Origin of the sequence: Gordonia sp. (in: high G+C Gram-positive bacteria) (assembly GCF_047600385.1) — a bacterium.
In the GTDB taxonomy this organism is placed as follows: Bacteria; Actinomycetota; Actinomycetes; order Mycobacteriales; family Mycobacteriaceae; genus Gordonia.
Genome location: NZ_JASGKZ010000002.1, coordinates 16,788 through 42,100 on the forward strand (window position 1 = coordinate 16,788; position 25,313 = coordinate 42,100).

The 25,313-nt window shown below is 71.1% G+C and carries 17 protein-coding genes, 1 pseudogene and 1 riboswitch; of the genes and pseudogenes, 12 read left to right on the plus strand and 6 right to left on the minus strand.

Going from position 1 to position 25,313, the window contains the following annotated elements; genetic code table 11:
• Window positions 1-12 precede the first annotated feature (12 nt).
• The gene (locus tag QM809_RS17655; protein WP_415047166.1) at window positions 13-1,245 is read right to left on the minus strand and encodes a 5-(carboxyamino)imidazole ribonucleotide synthase; all 1,233 of its coding nucleotides are present in this window, start codon (window positions 1,243-1,245) and stop codon (window positions 13-15) included.
• A 160-nt stretch (window positions 1,246-1,405) separates the two neighbouring features.
• On the opposite strand from QM809_RS17655, the gene QM809_RS17660 reads away from it, so the two are divergent.
• On the plus strand, window positions 1,406-1,981 hold the full coding sequence (locus QM809_RS17660) for a GtrA family protein (RefSeq protein ID WP_415047167.1): 576 nt from the start codon (window positions 1,406-1,408) through the stop codon (window positions 1,979-1,981).
• 21 nt (window positions 1,982-2,002) lie between these two features.
• On the opposite strand, the gene QM809_RS17665 is transcribed toward QM809_RS17660, so the two are convergent.
• Genes QM809_RS17665 through QM809_RS17675 form a run of 3 tightly spaced genes read right to left on the minus strand, consistent with a single transcriptional unit; the run spans window position 2,003 to window position 4,551 of the window.
• Window positions 2,003-3,292, minus strand: a complete 1,290-nt coding sequence (locus tag QM809_RS17665) for an ATP-binding protein (RefSeq protein ID WP_415047168.1) — start codon at window positions 3,290-3,292, stop codon at window positions 2,003-2,005.
• Window positions 3,293-3,298: 6 nt separating this feature from the next.
• The gene (locus QM809_RS17670) at window positions 3,299-3,985 is read right to left on the minus strand and encodes a response regulator transcription factor (protein WP_415047169.1); all 687 of its coding nucleotides are present in this window, start codon (window positions 3,983-3,985) and stop codon (window positions 3,299-3,301) included.
• Window positions 3,982-4,551, minus strand: coding sequence for a PH domain-containing protein (locus QM809_RS17675; RefSeq protein ID WP_415047170.1), 570 nt, complete (start codon window positions 4,549-4,551; stop codon window positions 3,982-3,984). The genes QM809_RS17670 and QM809_RS17675 overlap by 4 nt, the downstream gene beginning before the upstream one ends.
• Window positions 4,552-4,647: 96 nt before the next feature.
• Here QM809_RS17675 and QM809_RS17680 point away from each other — a divergent pair.
• A pseudogene (locus QM809_RS17680) lies at window positions 4,648-5,281 on the plus strand (DUF6069 family protein).
• Window positions 5,282-5,309: 28 nt separating this feature from the next.
• Here the strand turns inward: QM809_RS17680 and QM809_RS17685 are convergent.
• On the minus strand, window positions 5,310-6,107 hold the full coding sequence (locus QM809_RS17685; protein WP_415047450.1) for a biotin--[acetyl-CoA-carboxylase] ligase: 798 nt from the start codon (window positions 6,105-6,107) through the stop codon (window positions 5,310-5,312).
• A 138-nt stretch (window positions 6,108-6,245) separates the two neighbouring features.
• Between QM809_RS17685 and QM809_RS17690 the strand changes: the two genes are divergently transcribed.
• The 9 genes from QM809_RS17690 to QM809_RS17730 all read left to right on the plus strand — a co-directional run bounded on the left by QM809_RS17690 (window position 6,246) and on the right by QM809_RS17730 (window position 19,925).
• The gene (locus tag QM809_RS17690; RefSeq protein WP_415047171.1) at window positions 6,246-7,871 is read left to right on the plus strand and encodes an acyl-CoA carboxylase subunit beta; all 1,626 of its coding nucleotides are present in this window, start codon (window positions 6,246-6,248) and stop codon (window positions 7,869-7,871) included.
• Window positions 7,872-7,912: 41 nt separating this feature from the next.
• A complete protein-coding gene (locus QM809_RS17695; protein ID WP_415047172.1) occupies window positions 7,913-8,119 on the plus strand; it encodes an acyl-CoA carboxylase subunit epsilon in 207 nt (68 codons plus the stop codon).
• 1 nt (window position 8,120) lies between these two features.
• Window positions 8,121-8,795: a Maf family protein gene (locus tag QM809_RS17700; RefSeq protein ID WP_415047173.1), complete on the plus strand. Its 675-nt coding sequence runs from the start codon at window positions 8,121-8,123 to the stop codon at window positions 8,793-8,795.
• A gap of 306 nt (window positions 8,796-9,101) precedes the next feature.
• A complete protein-coding gene (locus tag QM809_RS17705) occupies window positions 9,102-9,992 on the plus strand; it encodes a sulfurtransferase (protein ID WP_415047174.1) in 891 nt (296 codons plus the stop codon).
• Window positions 9,993-10,002: 10 nt separating this feature from the next.
• Window positions 10,003-10,428 carry a SufE family protein gene (locus tag QM809_RS17710; protein WP_415047175.1) on the plus strand — a complete coding sequence of 142 codons (426 nt, stop codon included), beginning with the start codon at window positions 10,003-10,005 and terminating at the stop codon, window positions 10,426-10,428.
• A gap of 22 nt (window positions 10,429-10,450) precedes the next feature.
• Complete coding sequence (locus tag QM809_RS17715; protein WP_415047176.1) at window positions 10,451-11,842, plus strand: condensation domain-containing protein; 1,392 nt, start codon at window positions 10,451-10,453, stop codon at window positions 11,840-11,842.
• Window positions 11,843-12,014: 172 nt separating this feature from the next.
• Window positions 12,015-13,814 carry an acetyl/propionyl/methylcrotonyl-CoA carboxylase subunit alpha gene (locus tag QM809_RS17720; RefSeq protein ID WP_415047177.1) on the plus strand — a complete coding sequence of 600 codons (1,800 nt, stop codon included), beginning with the start codon at window positions 12,015-12,017 and terminating at the stop codon, window positions 13,812-13,814.
• 29 nt (window positions 13,815-13,843) lie between these two features.
• Window positions 13,844-14,221: a hypothetical protein gene (locus tag QM809_RS17725; protein ID WP_415047178.1), complete on the plus strand. Its 378-nt coding sequence runs from the start codon at window positions 13,844-13,846 to the stop codon at window positions 14,219-14,221.
• Between the two features lie 247 nt (window positions 14,222-14,468).
• Complete coding sequence (locus tag QM809_RS17730; protein WP_415047179.1) at window positions 14,469-19,925, plus strand: carboxyl transferase domain-containing protein; 5,457 nt, start codon at window positions 14,469-14,471, stop codon at window positions 19,923-19,925.
• A 694-nt stretch (window positions 19,926-20,619) separates the two neighbouring features.
• On the opposite strand, the gene QM809_RS17735 is transcribed toward QM809_RS17730, so the two are convergent.
• On the minus strand, window positions 20,620-22,365 hold the full coding sequence (locus QM809_RS17735; protein WP_415047180.1) for a DUF6777 domain-containing protein: 1,746 nt from the start codon (window positions 22,363-22,365) through the stop codon (window positions 20,620-20,622).
• Window positions 22,366-22,687: 322 nt separating this feature from the next.
• A riboswitch (cobalamin riboswitch) is annotated at window positions 22,688-22,899 on the plus strand.
• Between the two features lie 128 nt (window positions 22,900-23,027).
• Here QM809_RS17735 and metE point away from each other — a divergent pair.
• Complete coding sequence (metE, locus tag QM809_RS17740; RefSeq protein ID WP_415047181.1) at window positions 23,028-25,280, plus strand: 5-methyltetrahydropteroyltriglutamate--homocysteine S-methyltransferase; 2,253 nt, start codon at window positions 23,028-23,030, stop codon at window positions 25,278-25,280.
• The last annotated feature ends 33 nt before the right edge of the window (window positions 25,281-25,313 follow it).

A 25,313-nucleotide genomic window follows, 5' to 3' on the forward strand; every position in this document is an offset into this window, starting at 1 on the left:
CGTCCAGGTCGATCAGTCGGCGTGCGGATCCCAGCCGTCGGTCCACACGCCGTGGCTCATCCAGTGCGCGGCGCGTTCGGCGCGCTCCCGGACGTCGTCGAACGATTGTCCGGGCCGTCCGACGACGTTCACGTGACCCACCTTGCGGTCGGGGCGCTCGGATTTGCCGTACAGGTGCACCTTGGCCTCGGGCATCCGGGCCATCAGGTGGTGCAGGCGCTCGTCGACGCTCATCTCCGGCGCGGTCTCGGCGCCCAGGACGTTCGCCATCACCACCGCGTCCGAGCGGGCCGCGGTCTCGCCGAGCGGATAGTCCAGGACCGCGCGCAGGTGCTGCTCGAACTGGGAGGTCACCGCACCGTCCATGGTCCAGTGCCCGCTGTTGTGCGGCCGCATCGCCAGCTCGTTCACGAGCAGTTCGCCGTCGACCGTCTCGAACAGCTCCATCGCCATGTTCCCGACCACGCCGAGTTCGTCGGCCAGGCCGAGCGCCATCTGCTGGGCGCGCTGCGCGGTCTCGGCGTCGAGGCCGGGGGCCGGCGCCAGCACGACGGCGCACTGTCCCTTGCGCTGGACGGTCTCCACCACCGGCCACGCCGCGCCCTGGCCGTGCGGCGAGCGTGCGATGAGCGCGGACAGCTCCCGCTTCATCGCGACCTTCTGCTCCGCCATGAGGACGCTGTCGTCGTACCGCGCGTCGAACACGGTGAGCGCCTCCTCGGCGGAACCGCTGATCAGCCAGACGCCGCGGCCGTCGTATCCGCCGGTCACCGCTTTGAGGACCACCTGCCAGTCGTGCGCCTCGCCGAAGGCGATCAGCGCGTCCCGGGCCGCCGCGCGTTCCCCGGAGAGGTCGGCGAAGTCCGGGATCGGCAGGCCCAGCTCGCCCAGCCGCACCCGCATCCGCATCTTGTCCTGGGCGAACTGCAGCGCCGCCGACGGCGGGCGCACCGCGACACCGCGCTCCTCCAGCGCCCGCAGATGTTCCAGCGGCACCCCTTCGTGGTCGAAGGTGAGGGCCACCGCGCCCTCGGCGGCGCGCAGGAGGTCGTCGAGGTCGTCGTGCGAACCGAGCACGACGTCGGCGCTCACCGCGGCGGCGGGCTCGGACTCCGACCCGGCGAGCACCCGCAGGCACTGGCCGAGCGCGATCGCGGCTTGATGGGTCATCCGGGCGAGCTGACCACCGCCGATCATGGTGACGGTCGGCAGGCCGGAACTGGGCTGGGCTGGCTTCGCACTCACGCGGTCAATCCTGTCATCCCGGGTCGAGGTGATCACATCGCGGCCGAAGAATGCGGTGTCCTCCGGGCCGCGCCGTACACTGGGATCTTGCGTGCCGAATCGCCGGTGCGCCCGAATGCCGCGCCCCAGCCCGGGCCCGGTGAAGACCAGAATGGACACGATGGCCGATTTCACGCCCGAGCGAATGATGCGCACGGTGCATCAGTTTCTCCGGTTCGCCGTGATCGGCGCGTCCGGTGTCGTGGTGAACATGGCGGTCGCCGTCATCATGAACAAGCTGCACGGCGGCACCGCGAACGCCCAGCACATCATCTGGTCCATTCCCGCGACCGACTTCAATCTCCGGTTCACGGCGCTGGTGTGGATCGTCGCGTTCCTGGTCGCCAACATGTACAACTTCCAGCTCAACCGGACGTTCACGTTCAAGAGCGCCCAGCACGCCTCCTGGTGGAAGGAGTTCTGGCCGTTCCTGATGGTGGGCTCGGTGGCCGCCGCGATCGGCCTGATCATCAAGATCGCGTTGACCAACCCCAGTTCGCCGATCTACCTGCCCGATCCCCCGTTCCACGAGAACGCCGGTCTGGCCTCCCGCGAGTACTGGTCACAGTTGATCGCGATCGTCTTCACCATGCCGGTCAACTTCGTGGTCAACAAGTTCTGGACGTTCCGCGCGGTGCGCCGCCGCCCCATCGTCGAACAGGAAGTGGACCTCGCGCCGGTCGACGCGAAGGACTGAGCGCCGCCCGGCCCGCGGCGCTTACCGCCGCAGGTCCCGGACCGCGGGGGCGTCGTCCTCCCCCTGCGCATCCACGGGTACGACGACGCTGAACACCGCGGGCCGCCGGGCCGCGAGCGAGAGCCGCCCGCCGTCGGCCTCCACCAGGGCCCGCGCCAACGAGAGACCCACTCCCGTTCCGCTGCCCCCGGAGAAGCCGCGCCGGAAGATGTCCGGCGCGATCTCGTCGGGCACTCCGGGCCCCTCGTCGGAGACGGTGATCCGCACGGCCCCGGCTGAACCGAGGTCGTCCACCCGCACCTGAGTGGTTCCGGCGCCGTGCCGCAGCGAGTTGTCCAGCAGGGTGCTCAGCGCCTCGCGCAACCGTCCGGGCCGGCCGTGCACCGTGCGCGGCGGTTCGCCGACCGTCAGTCGCACCGCGCGGTCCTGCGAGGCGAAGGGCCCGGCGAAGTCGTCGATCAGGGTCTCGACCAGCGCGAGCACGTCCAGTTCGGTCCGGGCTCCGCCCTGCGCCCGGGACGCCGACACCAGCTCGTCCAGTTCGCGGGCGAGTCGCTCCACCTGGGCGACGCCCTCCTGCGCCTCGGCGACGACGGCGGGATCCGGGTGCAGCGTCAGCTCGTCCAGGCGCAGACTGATCGCGGTGAGCCTGCTGCGCAGCTGGTGGGAGACGTCGCCGATGATCTGGCCTTCGCGTTCGAGGCGCCGGGCGATCTCGGCGTTGGCGTCGGCCAACGCGGCCGAGACCTGGTCGAGTTCGGCGATGCCGTACTCCGGCCAGGCGGTCGAGAGGTCGCCGCGCGCCATCGCCTCCGCGCGACCGGCGACCCGGGTGAGGGGGTCGGTGAGCCTGCGCGCGGTGAGCGCCGCGATCAGTGCGCCGCCGCCGACCGATCCGGTGATCACCAGGATCAGCAGTCCCACGGCCAGCCACTGCGTCGGCCGGATCTCGCTCCGCGGGATCGACAGCGTCAGCGTGTAACCGGGACCCAGCGTGACCGATTCCGAGATCGGTTCCATCGACGGCCGGGCGCCGACCTCCTGACTTCCCGCCGGGCCGCTCAGCCGCAGGTTCCCCTGGGGCGGGACCAGCAGGTGGAACCGTTCGAGCCGGAGTTCGGACGGTCCGGCCAGGCGGCCGGAGGCCTCCTCGGCCAGCACGTGCTCCGACATCGTCTTGAGCCGGTCGGCCAGGTCGGAGTGCGCGGTGGCCGAGATCCACGACCACACCCCCACGGTGAGCGGCACGCCCAACAGCATTGCCATCGCGGCCAGCGTGGCGATCATGGTCTTGAGCAGGCGGATGCGCACCGGCGGCTACGGGTCGAACCGGAAGCCGACGCCGCGCACCGTCGCGATGTGCTTGCGGCGGCCCGGCTGGTCGTCGCCGAGTTTCCGGCGCACCCACGAGATGTGCATGTCGAGCGTCTTGGACGAGCGCAGATCCGTCGATCCCCACACCTCGTCCATGATCTCGTCGCGGGTCCGCACCTGCCCCGGCGTCTCCATCAGGCAGCGCAGCAGATCGAACTCGCGGTTGGCCAGGGTGAGCTCCTCGCCGTCGACGACGACGCGGCGCGCCCGCGCGTCGAGCTGGATGTCGCCGCTGTCGAGGACCACGTCGTCGCCGCCCGCGCTGCGGCGCAGCAGGGCGCGGACCCGGGCGAGCAGTTCGGCCAGCCGGAAGGGTTTGCCCACGTAATCGTCGGCGCCGGCGTCCAGACCCACCACGAAGTCGACCTCGTCGGTGCGCGCGGTGAGCATCAGCACCGCGAGCTGCGGACGTTCGGCCCGGATCCGGCGGCACACCTCCAGCCCGTCCATGCCGGGCAGCCCCAGATCGAGGATCACCAGGGCGTACGCCCCCGACCGGGCCGCCTCCAGCGCCTCCGGACCGGTCGCGGCGACGGTGCAGTCGTTGCCCTCCCGGATCAGGGCGCGCGCCAGCGGCTCCGCGATCGCCGGATCGTCCTCGGCGAGGAGCACCGCGCGGCTCCCGGTCATCGTCGTCCCCTCTCGTCACTCGGCACGCCGCGCGGCCGCGCGGCGGTGAATCCACCCGTCTGCCGGGCGTCCTCGTCGTCGAGCACCTGCCGGTACAGCAGGGCGTGGACGCTCTCGACCCGCGGGATCGCGGTGAAGGTGAGCGGGTCCTCGGAGGCCGACTGGATCTCCAGCGAACCGGTCCGCAGTATCCGGTCGATCAGGCCGTGCGAGAACTCGACGGTGTTGATCCGGCTGATCGGGATGTCGATCCCCGACCGGGTGAGGATTCCGCTGCGGTGGATCACCCGGCGGTCGGTCACCACGAAATGCGTCGTGATCCACGACGCGATCGGGCGCACCAGCCACCACAGCGCGCCGGCGCCCCACACCGCGCCGAGCGCCACCGTCCCCCAGGTGCGACCCGGACCCGGACCCTGCGCCGTCCACAGCAGACCGAGCGCCAGACCGGCGAGGAGCGAGATCAGCCAGAACATCAGGATCGGCGCGAACAACCCCTTCCAGTGCGGGTGCCGATGCACCACCACCGTCTCGCCGGGCGCGAGGTTCTCCCGCGGATATGCCATAGCGAACAAGGGTAGTCCGCGACGTACGGACCGGTCCTCGGGCTACGTACACTGGAGAGCCGACAGTGCACGTTCGCGAGGAGACCAGGGGCTTCGATGACCTACCCAGAGCAGGACCCACGGCAGACGCCGCCGACGCGGGCGTACAGCCAGGACCCGAACTTCCAGACCGGCGGGTACGAGACCGGACGCTACCAGCAGCCCGACTATCAGACCGGCGGCTACCAGACCGGCGGCTATCAGGATCCCGGTCGGCCCGCCTACGAGCATCAGCCGCCGGCGCGGCCGCCCGCGCCGAGCCGCGCGCCGGACGTCGACCCGATGATGTTCGGCGGCGGCGTGGTGATGACCGGCGTGGTGACCGGCCTCGCCGCCTGGCTGGTGGCCTGGATCATCAGTTCGATCTCGAACAAGGTCACCGCGACCGGCAAGCTCGGCATTCTGGAATCCGTTCGAGCAGGGCGGCGAGTACTGGTTCGCCATCGTCGGCTTCTTCGCGGCGCTGATCGGCGGCGCGCTCTGGTACGTCCTGCAGATGATCACCCCGACCCCCAGCAGCTTCTACCGCTGGATCGTGGGCCTGTTGATCGTCGCGGCGTTCGTGGTGCCGCTGCTGGCCGACGGCGACGTCTGGCGCGGGCTGGCGACCGCGGTCCTGCACCTGGTGATCGGTCTGCCCGTCCTCTCGCTGATCCCCACGATGGGCAACCGCAGCAAGCGCAGCGCCTGACCGGCCGCCGCCGCGGCGCCCGCGCGGTTCAGCGCAGCCGCAGGTGCGTCACGTCGCCCGCCGACGCGGTGACCCGGCCCCGATCGCCGTCGACGACGATGCGCCCCTGATCGTCGACGTCCACCGCGGTGCCGATCACTTCGTCGTCGCCCGGCAGGATCAGACGCACCTCGCGGCCCAGCGTGGCCGAGGCCGCCCGGTACTCGGCGGCCAGCCCGCCGATCCCGTCCGGCCACGAGGCGAGCAGATCCGACAGCGCCCGCAGATAGGCCGCCGTCAGCGTCGTCGGATCGACGACGACGCCGGTGATCCCGCGCAGACACGCGGCGGTCTCGATCGGCGGATCGGCCTGCGTCAGATCCAGGTTGAGACCGGTGCCGATCACCGCCAGACCGCCCTCGCCCGCGGGCCGGAACTCCGACAGGATCCCGGACGTCTTCCGGCCCCCGCCGGGCCCGTCCTCCGGCGCGAGGATGTCGTTGGGCCATTTGAGGTCGACGGCCGCGCCCGTCGTCTCGCCGATCGCCCGGCGCACGGCGAGCCCGGTGAGCAGCGAGAGCCATCCCAGCGACTCCGCCCGGCCCGGACCCACCGCGACCGCGGCGGACACCGCGAGCTGACCGCGCGGGGTCTGCCACACGCGCGTGTGCCTGCCTCGCCCGGAGGTCTGCCGACCGGCGATCCGCACGGTGCCGTCGAGTTCGGCGGGCGGCCGGGTCCGCGCCATCAGATCGGCGTTGGTGGAACCGGTCTCGGGCACCACCTCGATCGTCGTCCAGCGGGTCCCGGCGAGGGCCTCGGTCAGCGTGTCGGGGTCCGGCAGCATGTCGTCGTTCACACCGCCGAGACTAGCGGCCGGGGGACGTGTCCGGGGTCGGCGCGGGGGCACCGGGAAAACGTGAGGGATCACTCATCTTCTGGTCGGTTGACGCAGCCTGGGCGGGCGTCGTTAGCATGAGTGTTCATGACCACCGCTGCCCGCGACGACGACGCCGCACCCGACATCCACACGACGGCAGGCAAGCTCGCCGACCTGCGCAACCGACTCGCCGAAGCCGAGCATCCGGTCGGCGAGGCCGCCGTCGAGCGGACCCACGCCAAGGGCAAGCTGACCGCCCGTGAACGCATCACCCACCTGCTCGACGAGGGCTCGTTCACCGAACTCGACGCGCTGGCCCGGCACCGGAGCACCAACTTCGGTCTGGCCGCCAAGCGGCCGCTCGGCGACGGCGTCGTGGTGGGTTACGGCACCGTCGACGGCCGCGAAGTCTGCGTCTTCAGCCAGGACGCCACCGTCTTCGGCGGCAGCCTCGGCGAGGTCTACGGCGAGAAGATCTGCAAGGTGATGGATCTGGCCGTCAAGACCGGCCGGCCGCTGATCGGCATCAACGAGGGCGCGGGCGCCCGCATCCAGGAGGGCGTGGTCTCGCTCGGCCTGTACGCGGAGATCTTCCACCGCAACGTCCGCGCCTCCGGCGTGATCCCGCAGATCTCGCTGATCATGGGTCCGGCGGCCGGCGGCCACGTCTACTCCCCCGCGCTGACCGACTTCACCGTGATGGTCGACAAGACCAGCCAGATGTTCGTCACCGGCCCCGACGTGATCAAGACCGTCACCGGCGAGGACGTCACCATGGAGGATCTGGGCGGCGCCCAGACCCACATGACCAAGTCGGGTGTCGCGCACTACGTCGCCGCCGACGAGGAGGACGCGCTGGAGTACGTCAAGGAGCTGCTCGGTTACCTGCCGAGCAACAGCCGCGCCGAGGCCCCGCGCCTGGGCGCCCCCGAGCACCCCGGCGCCATCGAGGACAACCTCACCGACGAGGACCTCGAGCTCGACACGCTGATCCCGGACTCCCCGAACCAGCCGTACGACATGCACGAGGTGATCCGCCGGATCCTCGACGACGACGAGTTCCTCGAGGTCCAGGCCGAGCGCGCGATGAACATCATCGTCGGCTTCGGCCGCGTGGACGGCCGCAGCGTCGGCATCGTCGCCAACCAGCCGACTCAGTTCGCCGGCTGCCTGGACATCGACGCCTCGGAGAAGGCCGCCCGCTTCGTCCGCACCTGCGACGCGTTCAACGTCCCGATCCTGACCTTCGTCGACGTCCCGGGCTTCCTGCCGGGCACCGACCAGGAGTACAACGGCATCATCCGCCGCGGCGCCAAACTGCTGTACGCGTACGGCGAGGCCACCGTCGGCAAGATCACCGTCATCACCCGCAAGGCGTACGGCGGCGCGTACGACGTCATGGGCTCCAAGCACATGGGCGCCGACGTGAACCTGGCCTGGCCGACCGCGCAGATCGCCGTGATGGGCGCCTCCGGCGCCGTCGGCTTCGTCTACCGCAGCCGCCTCAAGGAGGCCGCCGCCAACGGCGAGGACGTCGACGCGCTGACCCTGGAACTCCAGCAGGAGTACGAGGACACCCTGGTGAACCCGTACGTGGCGGCCGAACGCGGCTACGTGGACGCGGTGATCCCGCCGAGCCACACCCGCGGCCAGATCGCCAACGCGCTGCGTCTGCTGGAACGCAAGTTCGTGCAGCTGCCGCCGAAGAAGCACGGGAACATCCCGCTGTGAGCGCAGACGAGCGAGGCACCGGCGAACCCGAGGAGAAGTCCGTGACCGAACAGTCCGCACCGTTCCTGACCGTCGTCAAGGGCTCGCCCTCCGACGAGGAGATCGCGGCCCTCACGATCGTGCTCACCGCCGCCGCCTCGGCCGGCGGCGGCGCTCCGGAGTCGGGGCCGACCGATCTGTGGGGCACCGCGACCGACATGCACCGCACCGACTGGGGCATGCCCACCAGCTACGTCCACCGCGGCTGACGTGGCCGGCGCCCTCGCACCGGGCAGGACCCGGGTCCTGCTCGGTTCGGCCTCCCCGGCCCGCCGCCGCGTGCTGCGCGATGCGGGCATCGATCCGCTGGTGCTGATCTCCGACCTCGACGAGGACGCCCTGGTCGCCGGTCTCGCCGGTGCCGCGCCGGCCACCGTCGTGACGACCCTGGCGCAGGCGAAGGCCGAGGCGATCATCGCGGCGGTGCTCACCTCCGACGACGACGAGATCGCCGCCGTCGCCGCCGACGGCGTGATCCTGACCTGCGACTCGATGCTGCTGCTCGACGGCGAGCTGGCGGGCAAACCGAAGACCCCCGAGGTGGCCCGCGCCCGGTGGCGCGCCATGCGCGGACGCCGCGGCGATCTGCTCACCGGGCACTGCGTCACCCGGATGTCCGGCGGCGCCGCGGTCGACACCGCCGTCGACACCATGGGCACCGTGATCCGGTTCTCGGCCGTCTCCGACACGGTGATCGACCGCTACGTCGCCACCGGCGAACCGCTGCAGGTGGCCGGGGCGTTCACCCTCGACGGTCTCGGCGGCTGGCTGCTCGACGGCATCGACGGCGATCCGTCGAGCGTGATCGGGATCAGCCTGCCGCTCACCCGCGAGCTGCTCGACCGGGTCGGCGTGGACGTCACGACGCTGTGGAGCCCGCGGTGAGAACCGGAGCCCCCACCGCTCCCTGAGAGCCCCGTACCGAGACCCTTCACACGGCCCGCTCACGTCGTTCCCGGACCGGCTCGGGGATCGGTGCGGAGACCTCGGGCGGGGTCGCCGACGACGCCACGATGCCGCAGAGCCCGAGGCGGGAGTCGGGGACCCCGGGTACGCTGCACGTTCATAGCGAGAAACCATCGCAGTCCGGCACCGGCGGCGTCGTATCACCCGGAGCGACCTCCGGCCGTATGCTGGGAACCCGAGTGAGGCCACATCCGGTGGCGTGCACGACGATTCAGGAGCATTTCCGTGGCAGTCGACGTCGATCCGAATCCGGCTTTCGCCGCTTACGCCCACCCCGAGCGGCTGGTCAGCACCGAATGGCTGTCCGCGCACCTCGGGACGCCGGGCCTGAAGGTGATCGAGTCCGACGAGGACGTGCTCCTCTACGACATCGGCCACATCCCGACCGCGCAGAAGGTCGACTGGCATCTGCACCTGAACGACCCGGTGACCCGCGATTACATCGACGGCGAGGCCTTCGCCGAACTGATGCGGAGCAAGGGCATCGAGCGCGACGACACCGTCGTGATCTACGGCGACAAGAACAACTGGTGGGCGGCCTACGCGCTGTGGGTCTTCACCCTTTTCGGCCACGAGGACGTCCGGCTCCTCGACGGCGGCCGCACCGCCTGGATGGACGAGCAGCGCGAGACCTCGTTCGACGTCCCGGCCTACCCGCGCAGCGAGTACCCGGTGGTCGAGCGCGACGACACCGCGATCCGCGCCTTCGCCGACCAGGTCCGTTCGGCCGTCGGCACGCAGCCGCTGGTGGACGTCCGTTCGCCGGAGGAGTACACCGGCGCCCGCACCCACATGCCCGACTACCCCCAGGAGGGCGCTCTGCGCGGCGGGCACATCCCCACCGCCGTCTCCATCCCGTGGGCCAAGGCGGCCGCGCCCGACGCCCGCTTCCGCGGCCGGGCCGAGCTCGACGAGATCTACGCCGATCTGGATCCGACCACGCCGACCATCGCCTACTGCCGGATCGGCGAGCGCAGCAGCCACACCTGGTTCGTGCTGACGTACCTGCTCGGGTTCGTCGCCGTGCGCAACTACGACGGCTCGTGGACCGAGTGGGGCAACGCCGTGCGCGCGCCGATCGCGGTCGGCGACGAACCGGGCACCCTCACCCGCTAGTCTTCCGACGATGACCCTGACACCAGCTCTGCAGGAAATCGTCGACGACTTCGCCGCCCTCGGCGACCCGGATCGAGCGACCCTGCTCATCGAGTTCGCCGACGAACTGCCCGACCTGCCCGCACACCTGGAGACCGCCGCGATGGAGCCGGTCCCCGAATGCCAGTCCCCGATCTTCCTGTCGGTGGACGCCGCCGACCCCGCCGCGGTGCGCCTGTACTTCAGCGCACCGCGGGAGGCGCCGACCACGCGCGGTTTCGCCTCGATCCTCCATCAGGGGCTCGACGGCGCCTCCGCCGAGGAGATCTCCGCGGTGCCGCTGGACTTCGTCGACGGCCTGCACCTGGCCTCGGTGGTGTCGCCGCTGCGGCTGCGCGGGATGACCGGGATGCTGACGCGCATCAAGCGTCAGGTGTCCGACGCCGGCCGGGCCTGACCCGGCCGGACCTCCACCTGCCATGGAGTTCATCCAGATCCTGGAATCGGAGATCGAGCCGGGCGGCCTCGTCGAGTGGGTGCCCGCCGCGGCGGGCGGTCTCGGTTCCTGGCTCCGCGATCCGCGCGGGACGTCGCACAACCACGAGCAGCACCTGCGTTCGGCGCACGAACACCTCCGCCGGACGCGCCGCGAGGGCGGCCGGGAGTCGTGGCTGGGCGTCTCGGTGGAGTTCGACGAGCAGATCTCGCTGACCCTCGTCGACAAGGCGATCCGCGCCTACATCGACCGTCACGAGGTGCTCCGCACGCACGTCGTCCTCCATCCCGACGGCCGGACCCAGCGCTACACCACCGGCCCGGGCAGCGTGCACCTGCGGCACACCCGCATCGGCTGGTACGGCGACGCCACGCTCCTGCTGGAACAGATCGCCGGTGCCGTCGACCGAGCGACGGCACCGGTGTACTGGCCGGCGTACCGCTTCGCCACGGTGGCCCGAGCGGGCAGTTTCACGCTGCTGTTCGCGGCCGACCACTCGCTGGTCGACGGCTACTCGCTGGTGCACGCCCAACACGAGTTCCGCGAGCTGTACGCCGCGGCCCGCGAGCAGCGTCCGCCGCAGCTGCCGCCCACCGGGAGCTATCTCGACTTCTCCGGCGCCGAACGCTCCGTCGCCGACGCCTCCGACGAGCGGCACACCGCCGTCGCCGTGTGGCGCGGCTTCCTGGCCGAGTGCGGCGGCGCGCTGCCGCGGTTCGCCCCGCTGCCGCCGGCCCCGCCGCGTCTCGACGACGATCCCCCGGCGCAGGCCGCGCGCACCGCGCTGCTGCTCGACGACGCCGCGACCGAGGCGTTCACCCGGCGGTGCACCGACCGGGACGGCTCCCTGACGGGCGGACTGCTGGCGGTGGCCGCGCAGGTCTATCGTCGTCGTTCCGGCGCCGGGCTCTTCGCCACCGTCATGCCGCGGCACACCCGCAACAAGGCGGTCTTCCACACCGCGCTGGGCTGGTTCGTGGGACTGGCTCCGGTGGCCGTCGCCATCGACGACGACCCCGACTTCCCGACCGCCCTCGACCGCGCGATGGCGTCGCTGGACCGGGCGCGGGAGGGCGCGGCGCTCCCCCTGCTGCGGCTCGCCGAGATCATCGGATTCGACCCGGCGCCGTCGTTCGTCGTGTCGTTCATGGACACCCGCGGGGTCCCCGGCGCGCAGACCGCCGATGCCGGCGGCGCGCGGGCGCTGCGCAGCCACTCGTACTCCGACGACGAGGTGTACATCTGGATCAATCGGACGCCCTCGGGCCTGCGGATCCACGCCCGGTATCCGGCCGAGGAGGACCGGGTCTCGATCCTGCTGAGTTACCTCGACGATTTCGCCGCGCGCCTCGCCGAACTCGCTACGCACGAGTAACCGAGAGGTGACCCGTCGGTAGCCCGCCGGAACGGATTCCCCTGCACGGCCATGCCCTAGACTCCAAGTGTCGTGCCGGTCTCGCCCACCCCGCGGGTCGTGTCGGCCACCGAAAAAACCGTTGTCCGCGACAACGGCCCGCGCACCACGCGGGCCCAGCCCAGGAGAGCCAGTGCCCAACACCGAGATCCCCCAGAAGACCATCCAGAAGGTGCTCATCGCCAACCGCGGTGAGATCGCGGTCCGCGTGATCCGGGCGGCCCGGGATGCCGGCATCGCCAGCGTCGCCGTCTACGCCGAGCCGGATGCGAACGCGATGTTCGTCGCCCTCGCCGACGAGGCCTTCGCGCTCGGCGGCCAGACGTCCGCCGAGTCGTACCTGGTCTTCGACAAGATCCTCGATGCCGCCGCCAAGTCCGGCGCCGACGCGATCCATCCCGGCTACGGCTTCCTGTCGGAGAACGCCGACTTCGCCCAGGCCGTCCTCGACGCCGGGCTCACCTGGATCGGCCCGTCGCCGCAGTCGATCCGCGATCTCGGCGACAAGGTGACCGCCCGGCACATCGCCGAGCGCGCGAACGCCCCGATGGCCGCGGGCACCAAGGATCCGGTCGCCGGCGCCGACGAGGTGGTCGCCTTCGCCGAGCAGTACGGCGTCCCCGTCGCCATCAAGGCGGCCTTCGGCGGCGGCGGCCGCGGCATGAAGGTCGCCCACACCGTCGAGGAGATCCCCGAGCTGTTCGAGTCGGCCACCCGTGAGGCCGTCGCCGCCTTCGGCCGCGGCGAGTGCTTCGTCGAGCAGTACCTCGACAAGGCCCGCCACGTCGAGGCCCAGGTGATCGCCGACCAGCACGGCAACGTCGTCGTCGCCGGCACCCGCGACTGCTCGCTGCAGCGCCGCTTCCAGAAGCTGGTCGAGGAGGCTCCGGCCCCGTTCCTGACCGACGATCAGCGCGAGCGCATCCACTCCTCGGCGAAGGCCATCTGCAAGGAGGCCCACTACTACGGCGCGGGCACCGTCGAGTACCTGGTGCAGGGCGACACCGTCAGCTTCCTCGAGGTGAACACCCGCCTGCAGGTGGAGCACCCGGTCACCGAGGAGACCTCCGGCATCGACCTGGTCCGCCAGCAGTTCCGGATCGCCGAGGGCAAGGAGCTGGAGTTCACCGAGGATCCGACCCCGCGCGGCCACGCGATCGAGTTCCGGATCAACGGTGAGGACGCCGGCCGCGGCTTCCTCCCCGCCCCCGGCCCGATCAGCGTCTACCGCGAGCCGGCCGGTCCGGGTGTGCGCGTGGACTCCGGCGTCCGCCAGGGCGACGTGATCGGCGGCCAGTTCGACTCCATGCTCGCCAAGCTGATCGTGACCGGCGAGACCCGCGAGCAGGCGCTGGAGCGTTCGCGCCGCGCCCTCGCCGAGTTCGAGGTCGACGGCCTGGCCACGGTGATCCCGTTCCACCGCCACATCGTCTCGAACCCGGCCTACGTGGGCGACGGCGAGAGCTTCGAGGTCTACACCAAGTGGATCGAGACCGACTGGGACAACGTCGTCGAGCCGTACACCGGCACCGGCGCCCAGGCCGACGACGACGAGGAGGCGCTGCCGCGGCAGAACGTGGTCGTGGAGGTCGGCGGCCGCCGCGTCGAGGTCTCCCTGCCGGGTGATCTGAACCTCTCCGGCGGCGGGGACGCCGCCGGAGTCCAGCGCCGCAAGCCGAAGCCGCGCACCCGTGCCAAGGCCGGCGCCAAGGCCGCCTCCGGCGACGCCGTGGCCGCCCCGATGCAGGGCACCGTGGTCAAGGTGGCCGTCGCCGAGGGCGACACCGTCGCCGCCGGCGACCTGGTGGTGGTCCTGGAGGCCATGAAGATGGAGAACCCGGTCACCGCGCACAAGGACGGCACCGTCACCGGTCTGGCCGTCGAGGCCGGCGCCGCCGTCACCCAGGGCACCGTCCTGCTGGAGATCAAGTAGTCCGCCGCGAGCCGCTCGGAGACGCGGACGTGAAGGCCGTCGAGATCAACGCCGGTGCGTGGTACCTCCGCGCGCTGCGCGCCGACGACCGCATCTCCGACGTGCCCGCGCTGACCGATCTCGGGGTGCCCGATCCCGCCGCCTACGTCGTCGCCGCCGACGCCGAGGACTCCCTCGGTGACGGCGGCGACGCCGTGTCACGGTGCGTCTGGGCGGTCTGCATCCCGACGACGGGTGAACTGATCGCGCTGATCGGCGTGTCCGGGTCGGCGTCGTCGTCGGTCCTCCGCGGTCGCTCTCGCGCGGGCCACCGGGCGGCGCTCGCCGACGCCGAGGGACCGGTCCGCCGGTTCGCCGAGCAAGCGCTCGGTCTGATTCCGGGCGAATTGATCGACGAATTCCCCTGAACGACCGATACCGGCCGGTTGACCGAGCGGTAGGTGTGTGCTTTCTCGCACCCGACTCGGTTACGGCCCGGTAGGTACTTCCCGTACAGCCGCTCGCCCCTTACCGTGGATTGATCGGCCCGGAACCCCGGAGCCGTGCACTGCCGTGTGTCTCTCGCAGCTCGGGAGGCGGCGCCGTCGATCGCCGCACCACGCACACCGAAACCATCACGCCGCGAGACCCGCGGCACCGACGCAGAGAGGGCGCATGTTCCGTCGTATCGCGATAGTCAACCGGGGAGAGGCCGCCATGCGGCTGATCAACGCAGTCCGAGACCTGAATGCGGAGACCGGGGATTCCGTGCAGACGGTCGCTCTGCACACCGACGTGGACGCCGGCGCCACCTTCGTCCGGGAGGCCGATCTCACCTACGACCTCGGTCCCGCCGCGGAACGCCCCTACATCAACCTCGAGGTGCTCGAACGCGCGCTCGTCGAGTCCGGCGCGGACGCCGCGTGGGTCGGCTGGGGCTTCGTCGCCGAGGACCCGGCCTTCGCCGAACTGTGCGACCGGATCGGCATCACCTTCATCGGCCCCTCCCCCGAGGCCATGCGCCAGCTGGGCGACAAGATCGGCGCCAAGCTGATCGCCGAAGAGGTCGGCGTGCCCGTCGCCCCGTGGAGCGGCGGCGAGGTGGAGACCCAGGAGCAGGCCGTCGCGGCCGCCGAGAAGATCGGCTACCCGCTGATGCTCAAGGCCACCGCGGGCGGCGGCGGGCGCGGCATCCGGCGCGTCGACGACGAGGCCGACCTGGTCGACGCCTACCAGCGCACCCGGGACGAGGCCGAGCGCGCCTTCGGCAGCGGCGTGGTGTTCCTGGAGCGGCTGGTGACCGGTGCCCGCCACGTCGAGGTCCAGGTGATCTCCGACGGCGAGACCGCGTGGGCGCTCGGCGTCCGCGACTGCAGCGTCCAGCGCCGCAACCAGAAGGTGATCGAGGAGTCGGCCTCGCCGGTGCTGGGCCCCGAGCAGGTGGCCGAGGTCAAGAGCGCCGCCGAGCGCCTGGCCGTCAAGGTGGGCTACCGCGGTGCCGCCACCGTCGAGTTCCTCTACCACCCGGGCGAGAAGCTGTTCGCCTTCCTGGAGGTGAACACCCGCCTGCAGGTGGAGCACCCGATCACCGAGGTGACCAACGACTACGACCTGGTCCGCGCGCAGATCCACGTCGCCTCCGGCGGGAAGCTCGACGGCGGGAAGCCGGTCGAGCGCGGGCACGCCGTCGAGGCCCGGCTGAACGCCGAGGATCCCGACCGCGACTTCGCGCCGTCGCCCGGCCACATCGCCCGCCTGGAACTGCCCAGCGGTCCCGGCGTCCGCGTCGACACCGGGGTCAGCGAGGGCGACACCATCCCCGCCGACTTCGACTCGATGATCGCCAAGATCATCGCCTACGGAAGCACCCGCGAGCAGGCGCTGGCCCGGCTCCGCCGCGCCATGGGCCGCACCCGCGTGGTGATCGAGGGCGGCGCCACCAACAGCAGCTTCATCATCGACCTGCTCGACCAGCCCGAGGTGATCGACGGCAGCGCCGACACCGGCTGGATCGACCGGGTCCGCGCCGAGGGTCGCCTGGTCAGCCACCGGCACTCCTCCATCGCACTGGCCGCCGCGGCCATCGACGCGTACGAGGAGGAGGAGCAGGTCGAGCTCAACCGCCTGCTGGCCACCGCGCGCGGCGGACGCCCGCAGGTGATGCACGAGAGCGGCCGGCCGCTCGACTTCAAACTGCGCGGCGTCACCTACCGGGTGCGCGTCGCCCGGGTCGGAGCCCAGCGCTTCCGCGTCGTGATCGAGGCGGGCGCCCAGTCGCGCACCGCCGACGTCGAGATCGAGCGGTACGACGAGCACACCGGCCGCCTCACCATCAACGGCGAGCGCCACCGCGTCCTCACCGACACCCACGGCCCGATCCACCTGGTGGACGTCGACGGGGTGACCCACCGCGTCAGCCGCGACGAGGGCGGCGTGGTCCGCTCCCCCGCCCCCGCCCTGGTGATCGCCACCCCGCTCGAGGTGGGCGCCGAGGTCCAGGCCGGCGATCCGGTGCTGGTCCTGGAGTCGATGAAGATGGAGACGGTGCTGCGCGCGCCGTTCGCCGCCCGCCTCAAGGAGTGCGTGGTGAACGTCGGCGCCCAGGTGGAGACCGGTGCGCCGCTGCTGCGGCTGGAGCCCGTCGGCGACGAGGACGACGCCCAGGACTCCACCGCCGAGGCCGTCGAACTCGACGTCCCCGTCAAACCCGCCGAGACCGATCCGCGCAAGCACGCCGACGGTCTGCGCGAGGACCTGCGCAGCCTGATGCTCGGCTTCGACGTCGATCCCGAGGACAGCTCACGCCTGCTCGACGAGTACCTGCTCGCCCGCCAGGCCGAGATCGACGCGGAACTGCGTCCGCTCGTCGCCGAGGCCGGCGTGGTCCGGGTGTTCGCCGACCTGGCGGAGCTGGCGCGTCGTCGTCCGTCCGACGACGACGTCCACGAGCGCGTCCACTCCGCGCGCGAGCACCTGCACACCTATCTGCAGAGCCTCGACGTGGAACTGGCCGGTCTGCCCGAGCAGTTCGTCACCAAGCTGTCGGCCGCCCTCGCCCACTACGGCATCACCGAGCTCGACCGCACCGAGGACCTGGAGGGCGCCGTCTTCCGGATCTTCCTGGCCGTGCAGCGCCTCGACGACATGGTGCCGGGCATGGCGACGCTGCTGCGCCGCTGGATGAAGGAGCCGCCGCCCGCGCCCGACGACCGCGACGACCTCGGCCACGTGCTGGAGAAGCTCGTCGGCGCCACCCAGATCCGGTTCCCGTCGATCGCCGACCTGGCCCGCGGCGTCCTGTACGCCTGGTACGGCCAGCCGCGTCTGCGCCGCACCCGCGAGCGCGTGTACGCCGCCATCGACAGCGATCTGACCTACCTGGACGCCGATCCGTCGGCCTCCGACCGCGCCGAGCGGATCGCCGAGATGGTCAAGAGCACCGAGCCGTTGGTGCGGGTGCTGAGTCGTCGACTGGCCGATCCGGCGCTCGACAACGCGGTGATGCTCGAGGTCCTGACCCGGCGCTACTACGGCAACAAGGGCCTGGCCGGCGTCGCCACGCACCGCGCGGGCGGAGTCACCTTCGTGCTGGCTCAGCGCGGCGGATCGGTGCTGGTGTCGGCGGCCGCCGACTTCCGGGGCCTGGACACCGCGATCTGCGGTCTCGCCGAGCTGGCCGACGGCGCGGCGTCGATCGACGCCGACGTCTACGTGCGCTGGGACGACCAGCCCGAGGACCTCGACGAGATGGCCGCGCAGCTGCACGAGGTGATCAGCGGCCGGTTCCTGCCGAACCAGGTCCATCGCGTCACGGTCACCGTCGCCGGCCTCGGCGAGGAGGCCATGCACCACCACGTGACCTTCCGCCCCACCTCCACCGGCATGTCCGAGGACCGCCTGATCCGCGGCCTGCACCCGTACATCGCGCAGCGCATGCAGATGGAACGCCTGCGGAAGTTCGACGTGACCCGGCTGCGTTCGTCCGACGACGAGGAGGTCTACCTGTACCGCGCGGTGGCCAAGGCGAATCCGGGCGACGACCGCCTGATCGCCTTCGCCCAGGTCCGCGACCTCACCGCCGTGTGGGAGCAGGACGGCCACATCCTCACCCTGCCGACCGCCGAGCGCACCTTCGAGGCGTGCGTCGACTCGATCCGCCGGGCCCAGGCCAAGCGTCCGTCGTCCAAGCGGTTCAACACCAACCGCATCGTGATGTACATCTGGCCGCCGCTGGACGTGACGCAGGCGCAGCTCGAGCGCACGGTCCGCCACACCCTGGGCACCTCCGCGTCGACCGACGGCGCGGGCCTGGAGGAGATCCTGCTGATCGCCCGCCAGCGCGATCAGGAGACCGGCGAACTCACCAAGGTGGCCGTCCGCGTCGGCTTCGACGCCGCGGGCGAGACCCAGATCGAGGTCGGCGAGCCCGACGACGCCCCGATCGAGCCGGTCGACGCGTACCGCCAGAAGGTGCTGCGCGCGGCCCGCCGCAACACCGTCTACCCGTACGAGCTCACCGACCTGCTCGGCGACTTCACCGAGTACGACCTCGACGAGGCGAACGAGCTGGTCCCGGTGGACCGGCCCAAGGGCGGCAACACCGCCGCGGTGGTGGTCGGCGTGGTGACCACGGTGACCGACAAGCACCCCGAGGGCGTGACCCGCGTGGTGGTGCTCGGCGATCCGACCAAGTCGCTCGGCGCGCTCACCGAAGCCGAGTGTCGGCGGTACATCGCCGCGATGGACCTCGCGCAGGAGCGCGGACTCCCCGTCGAGTGGTACGCGCTCAGCTCCGGCGCCGCCGTCGAGATGGACTCCGGCACCGAGAACCTGGACTGGGTCGCGGTGGCGCTCAAGCGCATCATCGAGTTCACCCAGGACGGCGGCGAGATCAACATCGTCGTGAACGGGATCAACGTCGGCGGCCAGGCCTACTGGAACGCCGAGGCCACCATGCTGATGCACACCCGGGGCATCCTGGTGATGACCCCGGACTCGTCGATGGTGCTCACCGGCAAGCGTTCGCTGGACTTCTCCGGCAGCGTCTCGGCCGAGGACAACTTCGGCATCGGCGGTTACGACCGCGTGATGGGCCCGAACGGCCAGGCCCAGTACTGGGCGCAGAACCTGGCCGGCGCGATCGCCGTGGTGATGAACCACTACGACCACACCTACGTGGTGCCCGGCGAGGACGGGCCGCGCCGCACGGAGTCGTCGGACCCGATCGACCGCGACATCTCCAACTTCCCGCACGAGATCGAGGGCAGCGACTTCACCACGGTCGGCCAGATCTTCTCGGCCGAGTCGAACCCGGAGCGCAAGAAGGCCTTCGACATCCGCACCGTGATGCGCGCGGTGTCCGACCAGGACGCGCAGGCGCTGGAGCGCTGGGCCGACATGGCCGACGCCGACACCGTCGTCGTGCAGGACACCCACATGGGCGGCGAGCCGGTCTGCCTGATCGGCATCGAGTCGAGCCCGATCACCCGCCGCGGTTTCGTCCCGGCCGACGGCCCGGACACCTTCACCGCGGGCACCCTGTTCCCGCTGTCGTCGAAGAAGGCGGCCCGCGCGATCAACGCGGCGAGCGGCAACCGGCCGGTCGTGGTGCTGGCGAACCTGTCCGGGTTCGACGGCTCCCCCGAGTCGATGCGGAAGCTGCAGCTGGAGTACGGCGCCGAGATCGGCCGGGCCATCGTCAACTTCGACGGCCCGATCGTGTTCTGCGTGATCTCCCGCTACCACGGCGGCGCGTTCGTCGTGTTCTCCAAGGCGCTGAACCCGAACATGACGGTGCTGGCCATCGAGGGCTCGTTCGCCTCGGTGCTCGGCGGCGCCCCCGCCGCGGCCGTCGTGTTCGCCGGCGAGGTGCGGGCCCGGACCCAGAACGATCCCCGGGTCCAGGAACTGGAGGCCAGGATGGAGGCCGCGTCGGACACCGACTACGCCGACGTCGCCGCCGAACTCGACGACGTGCGCGCGACCGTGCGCGCCGAGAAGCTCGCCGAGGTGGCCGCCGAGTTCGACGCGGTGCACTCGATCGAGCGCGCGGTGCGCGTGGGTTCGGCCGACGCGATCATCAAGGCCTCGGAGCTGCGCCCGCGGATCATCGAGGCGTTCACCAAGAAGTAACCGCGCCCCCTCACCGGTCGAAGTCCTCTCGCCGGGCGAAGTCCTCTCGCCGGTCGAGGTCCTCTCGCCGGTCGAGCGGAGTCGAGATCACGGCCGCCCCCTCTCCCAGAGGGGGCGGCCGTCGTCGTTCCTCCGTCCGTCCGCTCACCTGATCATCGCCCCCGCCGCACTCGTCCCGCCGGCTGAGCCGCCGCATTCGTCCCACCGCATTCGGACCGCCGCACTCGCCCCGCCGCATTCATCTCGCCGGCTGAGCCGCCGCGCGAACGCAGTGAGTGCGGCGAGTCGAAGCCTCCCCGCGGCGCCTTCCGACCCCCCGGCACAAGAGCTGGACAGGGCACGCCCGCCCGACGCGGTGGTTGGTCATTGCGAAATAGCAGACCACGAGGGATATATGCCCTCGTCACCCGCCATTTCGCAATGACCGACCATGCGACCGCCGAGCCCACGCACCGGAGGCTTCGACTCGCGCCACTCACTGCGTTCGCGACGCGGCTCAGCCGTCGACGGAGTGAACACCCGACCGCCGAGTGATCTCGACTCCGCTCGATCATCGGAGGACTACTGAATCATCGGAGGACTACTCGATCATTGGAGGACTACTCGATCATTGGAGGATTACTCGATCATCGGAGGATTACTCCATTGAAAGGCACACTCCTTCGAAAGACAGCTCGGCGGAGGGTTCGCTCGCTCACTCCGTCCCGACGAAGTACACCTTCGTGACGACCTTGGTGGTCAGCGGGCCCGTCGAATCGCCGACCTCGACGGTCCAGGTGTCGCCGGACTTCTTGATCCCGCCGGGTGTCGCCTCCCGATCGGCCCAGACCGCGTATCCGCCGCTCGCCCCCGACGGGTTCTCGCAACCGTAGAAGCCCACGTAGTTCGGGTTCTGCTCCTGACCCGGCCAGGAACCACCGGTGCGGGCCCGGCATTGCGTGCCGTCCGCCAGCAGCAGACCGATCGGCCGCGGATCGTCGCGCGGGGCGAGACCGTAGTCGACCGAACCGTCGGCCTGCACCCGGACCACCTGCTTGCCGAACGGTTTCTGCAGGCACAGTCCGCTCTGCGAGCCGGACGGGAAGTAGCACGCATCGGCTCCCGCCGCGGACGGCGAACACGACTGCAGCCCGGGCGACTTACCCGCCGGTGCGGGCACCGGATAGGAGCAGTCGACCGGGATCGACGACGAACTCGTGTCGACGGTCCAGCCCGACGCCGGGCCGCCGCCCGTCGCGAACGGACGCAGGATCACCTCCTCGGGCTTCGACGGTCCACTCGGCGCCCCCGCCGGTCGCGGGGCCTCCTCGCATTCGATGGCGGCGCCGGACACCCCACCGCACGCCTCCGACGACTGGCTCGTCGTATCGCACCGGTAGCGGCGCGGCAGCTTCGATTCCGCCAGTTCGCCCTGCCGATCGAGGTGGAAGGCCAGGGCGCCGGCCTGCGCGCAGGTCACCCCGGTCTCCACCACCTTCACCCGTACGAAGCCGCCGCCGACCGAGCCGATGACCCCGCACACCTCACCGGACTTCGCCGGGGACTGCTGGACGGGCCGGTGGACGACGCTCGACACCGCGAAGCCCGACGGCGCACCGTTCACCTGTGTCGCGGCATCCGAGGCGGGCAACAGCGGATTGCCGCATGCGCAACGCACCCGCGGGACGCCCTCGGCATCGACCAGCACCCCGGTGCCGGCCGCGAGCACCGACTGCAACGCCCGCGGCGTGCCCGACTCGTACTCGTGGTTGGTCACCTGCAACGGGACCACCAGCACCTCGGGAGTCAGCCCGTCGATGTACGCGTCGATCTCGGAGACCTGCAGGCCCAGGATCTGCGCCCAGGCCTGCGCCGCCTCCGGTTCGGCCTTCAACTGCGCTTTCAGCTTCTCCGGATCGCAGTCGGTGCTCGACATCGAGGTGACCCGGACGTCGTCGTCGGAGGCGTCCTCCGGCGCGTACACCCGGGGCGTCTCGCCGCCCCCGGTCGGGAGGTCCCCGGCGGGTTCGGTGAACGGGGCCTCCGAGACGTCGTCCGCGCGCTCGTAGCGCGCCGACACGTCCGACTGCCCGAACAGGATCACCGCGACGGTCCCCAACACCAGCGCGAGGATCACCGCCGTCACCGCCAGACCGATGGTCAGCTTCCTCGACCGACCGTCCTGCGGGTGCGCCGGGGCCGCCCCGAAGAACTGCGGCGGACCGACCGGGGACCACGGCGCCCCACCGGGAGGCTGCGGAGGACCCCCGGGATGCTGCGGCGCACCGGCGGGGAACGACGGCGGACCAGCGGACGACCGGGGCGGGCCGCCGGGGAACTGCCGGGGACCGCCGAGAGGCGGAGGAGGACCGCCGGGACGCTGCGGCGCGCCGCCCGGGTACCGTTGCGGACCGCCGGGGCGCCGTCGCGGATCGCCGGGCTGCTGTGGCCCGAACGTCATCGCTGAACCTCCTGTGGGGGAAGACTCCAAACCGAACAATCGAGTATCCGTCGGCGGCGGCGTTCGGCACCAGCCCCCGAACGGAGGACGGGTCGGCGCCGGCCGTCGTCCTTCCCCTCCGACGGCTGAGCCGCCGCGCGAACGCAGTGAGCCCGGCGAGTCGAAGCCTCTCCGGCGACATCTCCGGGCCGATCGGCGCGGGCCCGGAATAAAACCCACGGTATCCGCGCGGTGTGACAGCGCCTATAAGGCTGCACTAATATGGACGACGCAATCGGTTCGTCCGCTGCGTCGTCACTCAGGAGCCCCTGCGACCGCGCGGACGTCGAGTCGGCTCGCTGCTTCGGCAGTCGGTCCGGCGAGAGGGAATCCGGTGAGACTCCGGAGCTGACCCGCAGCGGTATATCGGAACGACCGCCGTCACCACGCACTGGATGCGCAGTTCGCGCGAATCCGGGAAGCGACGGCCAGTAGGAGCACCTTCTCGGTGCGCGCCGATGAGCCCGAAGACCTGCCCGTTGTACCGGGTGCGCCGCATCCGGTGACGTTCCGCCTCGTGGACTCGGGCGAAGTCGAAGCAGGTCTTCTCGTGGGCTCTTCGTGTCTTCTGTTCGAGGTTGGGCGTTCGTCGTCACCTTTGTATGCAGGAGAACTGACAGAAGATGGGTTTCACCACCACTGTTCCGGGTACCGCGCGTATCGGCGCCAACCGTGAACTCAAGTTTGCCGTCGAGGGCTACTGGGCCGGCCGCATCGACCAGGCCGAGCTGGAGAAGGTCGCCGCCGACCTGCGCCGCACCGGTCGGCAGCAGCTGAAGGACGCCGGTTTCGACTCGATCCCGACGGGCACCTTCTCGTACTACGACCAGATGCTCGACGCCGCCGTGCTGCTGGGTGCGCTCCCGCCCCGCGTGGCCGGTGTCGAGAACCCGCTGGACCGCTTCTTCGCCGCCGCTCGCGGCGCCGACGGGATCACCCCGCTCGAGATGACCAAGTGGTTCGACACCAACTACCACTACCTGGTGCCGGAGATCGGCCCGGACACCGCCTTCGCCCTCGACTCGACCAAGGTGCTCGCCGAGTACGCCGAGGCCGTCGAGGACGGCGTCGTCGCCCGTCCGGTCGTCATCGGCCCGATCACCTTCCTCGGCCTGTCGAAGGCGGTCGACGGCGCCGAGGCGCCGCTGAGCCGCATCGACGACCTGCTGCCGCTGTACGAGCAGCTCCTCGCCGAGCTGGCCGCCGCCGGCGCCGAGTGGGTTCAGATCGACGAGCCGATCCTGGTCACCGACGCCCACGACGGCCTGGCGGACCTGGCCGAACGCGTCTACACCCGTCTGAGCGCCGCCGCCGATCGCCCGAAGATCCTGGTGCAGACCTACTTCGGCGATGCGGGCGCCGCCCTCGCCGCCCTGGGCCGCACCGGCGTCGAGGGCGTCGGCGTCGACCTGGTGTACGGCACCGTCGAGTCGGTGAAGGCCGCCGGACTGGGCGACAAGCTCGTCGCCGCCGGTGTGGTCGACGGCCGCAACATCTGGCGCACCGACCTGGACGCCGCCCTGGCGACCCTGACCGACCTGCGCGAGCACGTCGGAGAACTGGCCGTCAGCACCTCCTGCTCGACGCTGCACGTTCCCTACTCGCTGGAGCCGGAGACCGAACTCGACGACGCGCTGCGCGGCTGGCTCGCCTTCGCGGCGGAGAAGTTCGGCGAGGTCGCCGCTCTCGCCGGTGCGCTGGCCGAGGGCCGCGACGCCCGGGCCGAGGCCTTCGACGCCGCCCGCGAGGCGCTGGCCACCCGCGCCACCGACGCCCGTCTGCACGACGCCGCCGTCCGCGAGCGCCAGGGCGCGCTGGGCGAGGACGATCGTCGTCGCACCGATGCCGCGGCCCGCCGCGAGCGTCAGCGCGAGGCGCTGGGCCTGCCGGAGCTGCCGACCACCACCATCGGCTCGTTCCCGCAGACCGGCGACATCCGCAAGGCCCGCCAGGAGCTCAAGACCGGCGCCATCGACGCGAACACCTACCGGGAGCGCATGGAGGCCGAGATCAAGGCCGTCATCGACCTGCAGGAGCAGATCGGCCTGGACGTGCTGGTGCACGGCGAGCCCGAGCGCAACGACATGGTGCAGTACTTCGCCGAGCAGCTCGAGGGCTTCTTCGCGACGCAGAACGGCTGGGTGCAGTCGTACGGTTCGCGCTGTGTGCGGCCGCCGATCCTGTTCGGCGACGTGTCCCGCCCGAACCCGATGACGGTCGGCTGGATCACCCACGCGCAGTCGCTCACCAGCAAGATCGTCAAGGGCATGCTGACCGGTCCGGTCACCATCCTCGCGTGGTCGTTCGTGCGCGACGATCAGCCGCTCGCCGACACCGCCGACCAGGTGGGGCTGGCCATCCGCGACGAGTGCGCCGACCTCGAGCGCGCGGGCGTCGGCATCATCCAGGTGGACGAGCCCGCCCTGCGCGAGCTGCTGCCGCTGCAGTCGGCCGATCGCCAGGCCTACCTGGAGTGGGCGGTGGGCGCGTTCCGGCTGTCCACCTCGGGCGTGGCCGACGAGACCCAGGTCCACACCCACCTGTGCTACTCGGAGTTCGGCGACGTGATCGGCGCGATCGCCGACCTGGACGCCGACGTCACCTCGATCGAGGCGGCCCGCTCGCACATGGAGGTGCTCGACGACCTCAACGCGATCGGCTTCTCCAACGAGGTGGGCCCGGGCGTGTACGACATCCACTCGCCGCGTATCCCGGACGCCGACGAGATGACCGCGCTGCTGCGCGAGGCCCTGGCCGCGGTGCCGGCCGAGCGTCTGTGGGTGAACCCGGACTGCGGTCTCAAGACCCGCACCACCGAGCAGGTCACGGCGGCGCTCACCGCGATGGTCGACGCGGCGAAGGCCGTCCGCTCCTGACCGACTGACGTGCGCGGGTAACGCACGACGGTC

Coding starts and splice junctions, on each gene's coding strand:
- QM809_RS17675 (WP_415047170.1), bottom strand. CDS start 4,551: ATGGCATATCCGCGGGAGAACCTCGCGCCCGGCGAGACGGTGGTGGTG.
- QM809_RS17685 (WP_415047450.1), bottom strand. CDS start 6,107: ATGCTGCCGGACCCCGACACGCTGACCGAGGCCCTCGCCGGGACCCGC.
- QM809_RS17710 (WP_415047175.1), top strand. CDS start 10,003: ATGACCCTGACACCAGCTCTGCAGGAAATCGTCGACGACTTCGCCGCC.
- QM809_RS17715 (WP_415047176.1), top strand. CDS start 10,451: ATGGAGTTCATCCAGATCCTGGAATCGGAGATCGAGCCGGGCGGCCTC.
- QM809_RS17660 (WP_415047167.1), top strand. CDS start 1,406: ATGGCCGATTTCACGCCCGAGCGAATGATGCGCACGGTGCATCAGTTT.
- QM809_RS17730 (WP_415047179.1), top strand. CDS start 14,469: ATGTTCCGTCGTATCGCGATAGTCAACCGGGGAGAGGCCGCCATGCGG.
- QM809_RS17735 (WP_415047180.1), bottom strand. CDS start 22,365: ATGACGTTCGGGCCACAGCAGCCCGGCGATCCGCGACGGCGCCCCGGC.
- QM809_RS17670 (WP_415047169.1), bottom strand. CDS start 3,985: ATGACCGGGAGCCGCGCGGTGCTCCTCGCCGAGGACGATCCGGCGATC.
- metE (WP_415047181.1), top strand. CDS start 23,028: ATGGGTTTCACCACCACTGTTCCGGGTACCGCGCGTATCGGCGCCAAC.
- QM809_RS17690 (WP_415047171.1), top strand. CDS start 6,246: ATGACCACCGCTGCCCGCGACGACGACGCCGCACCCGACATCCACACG.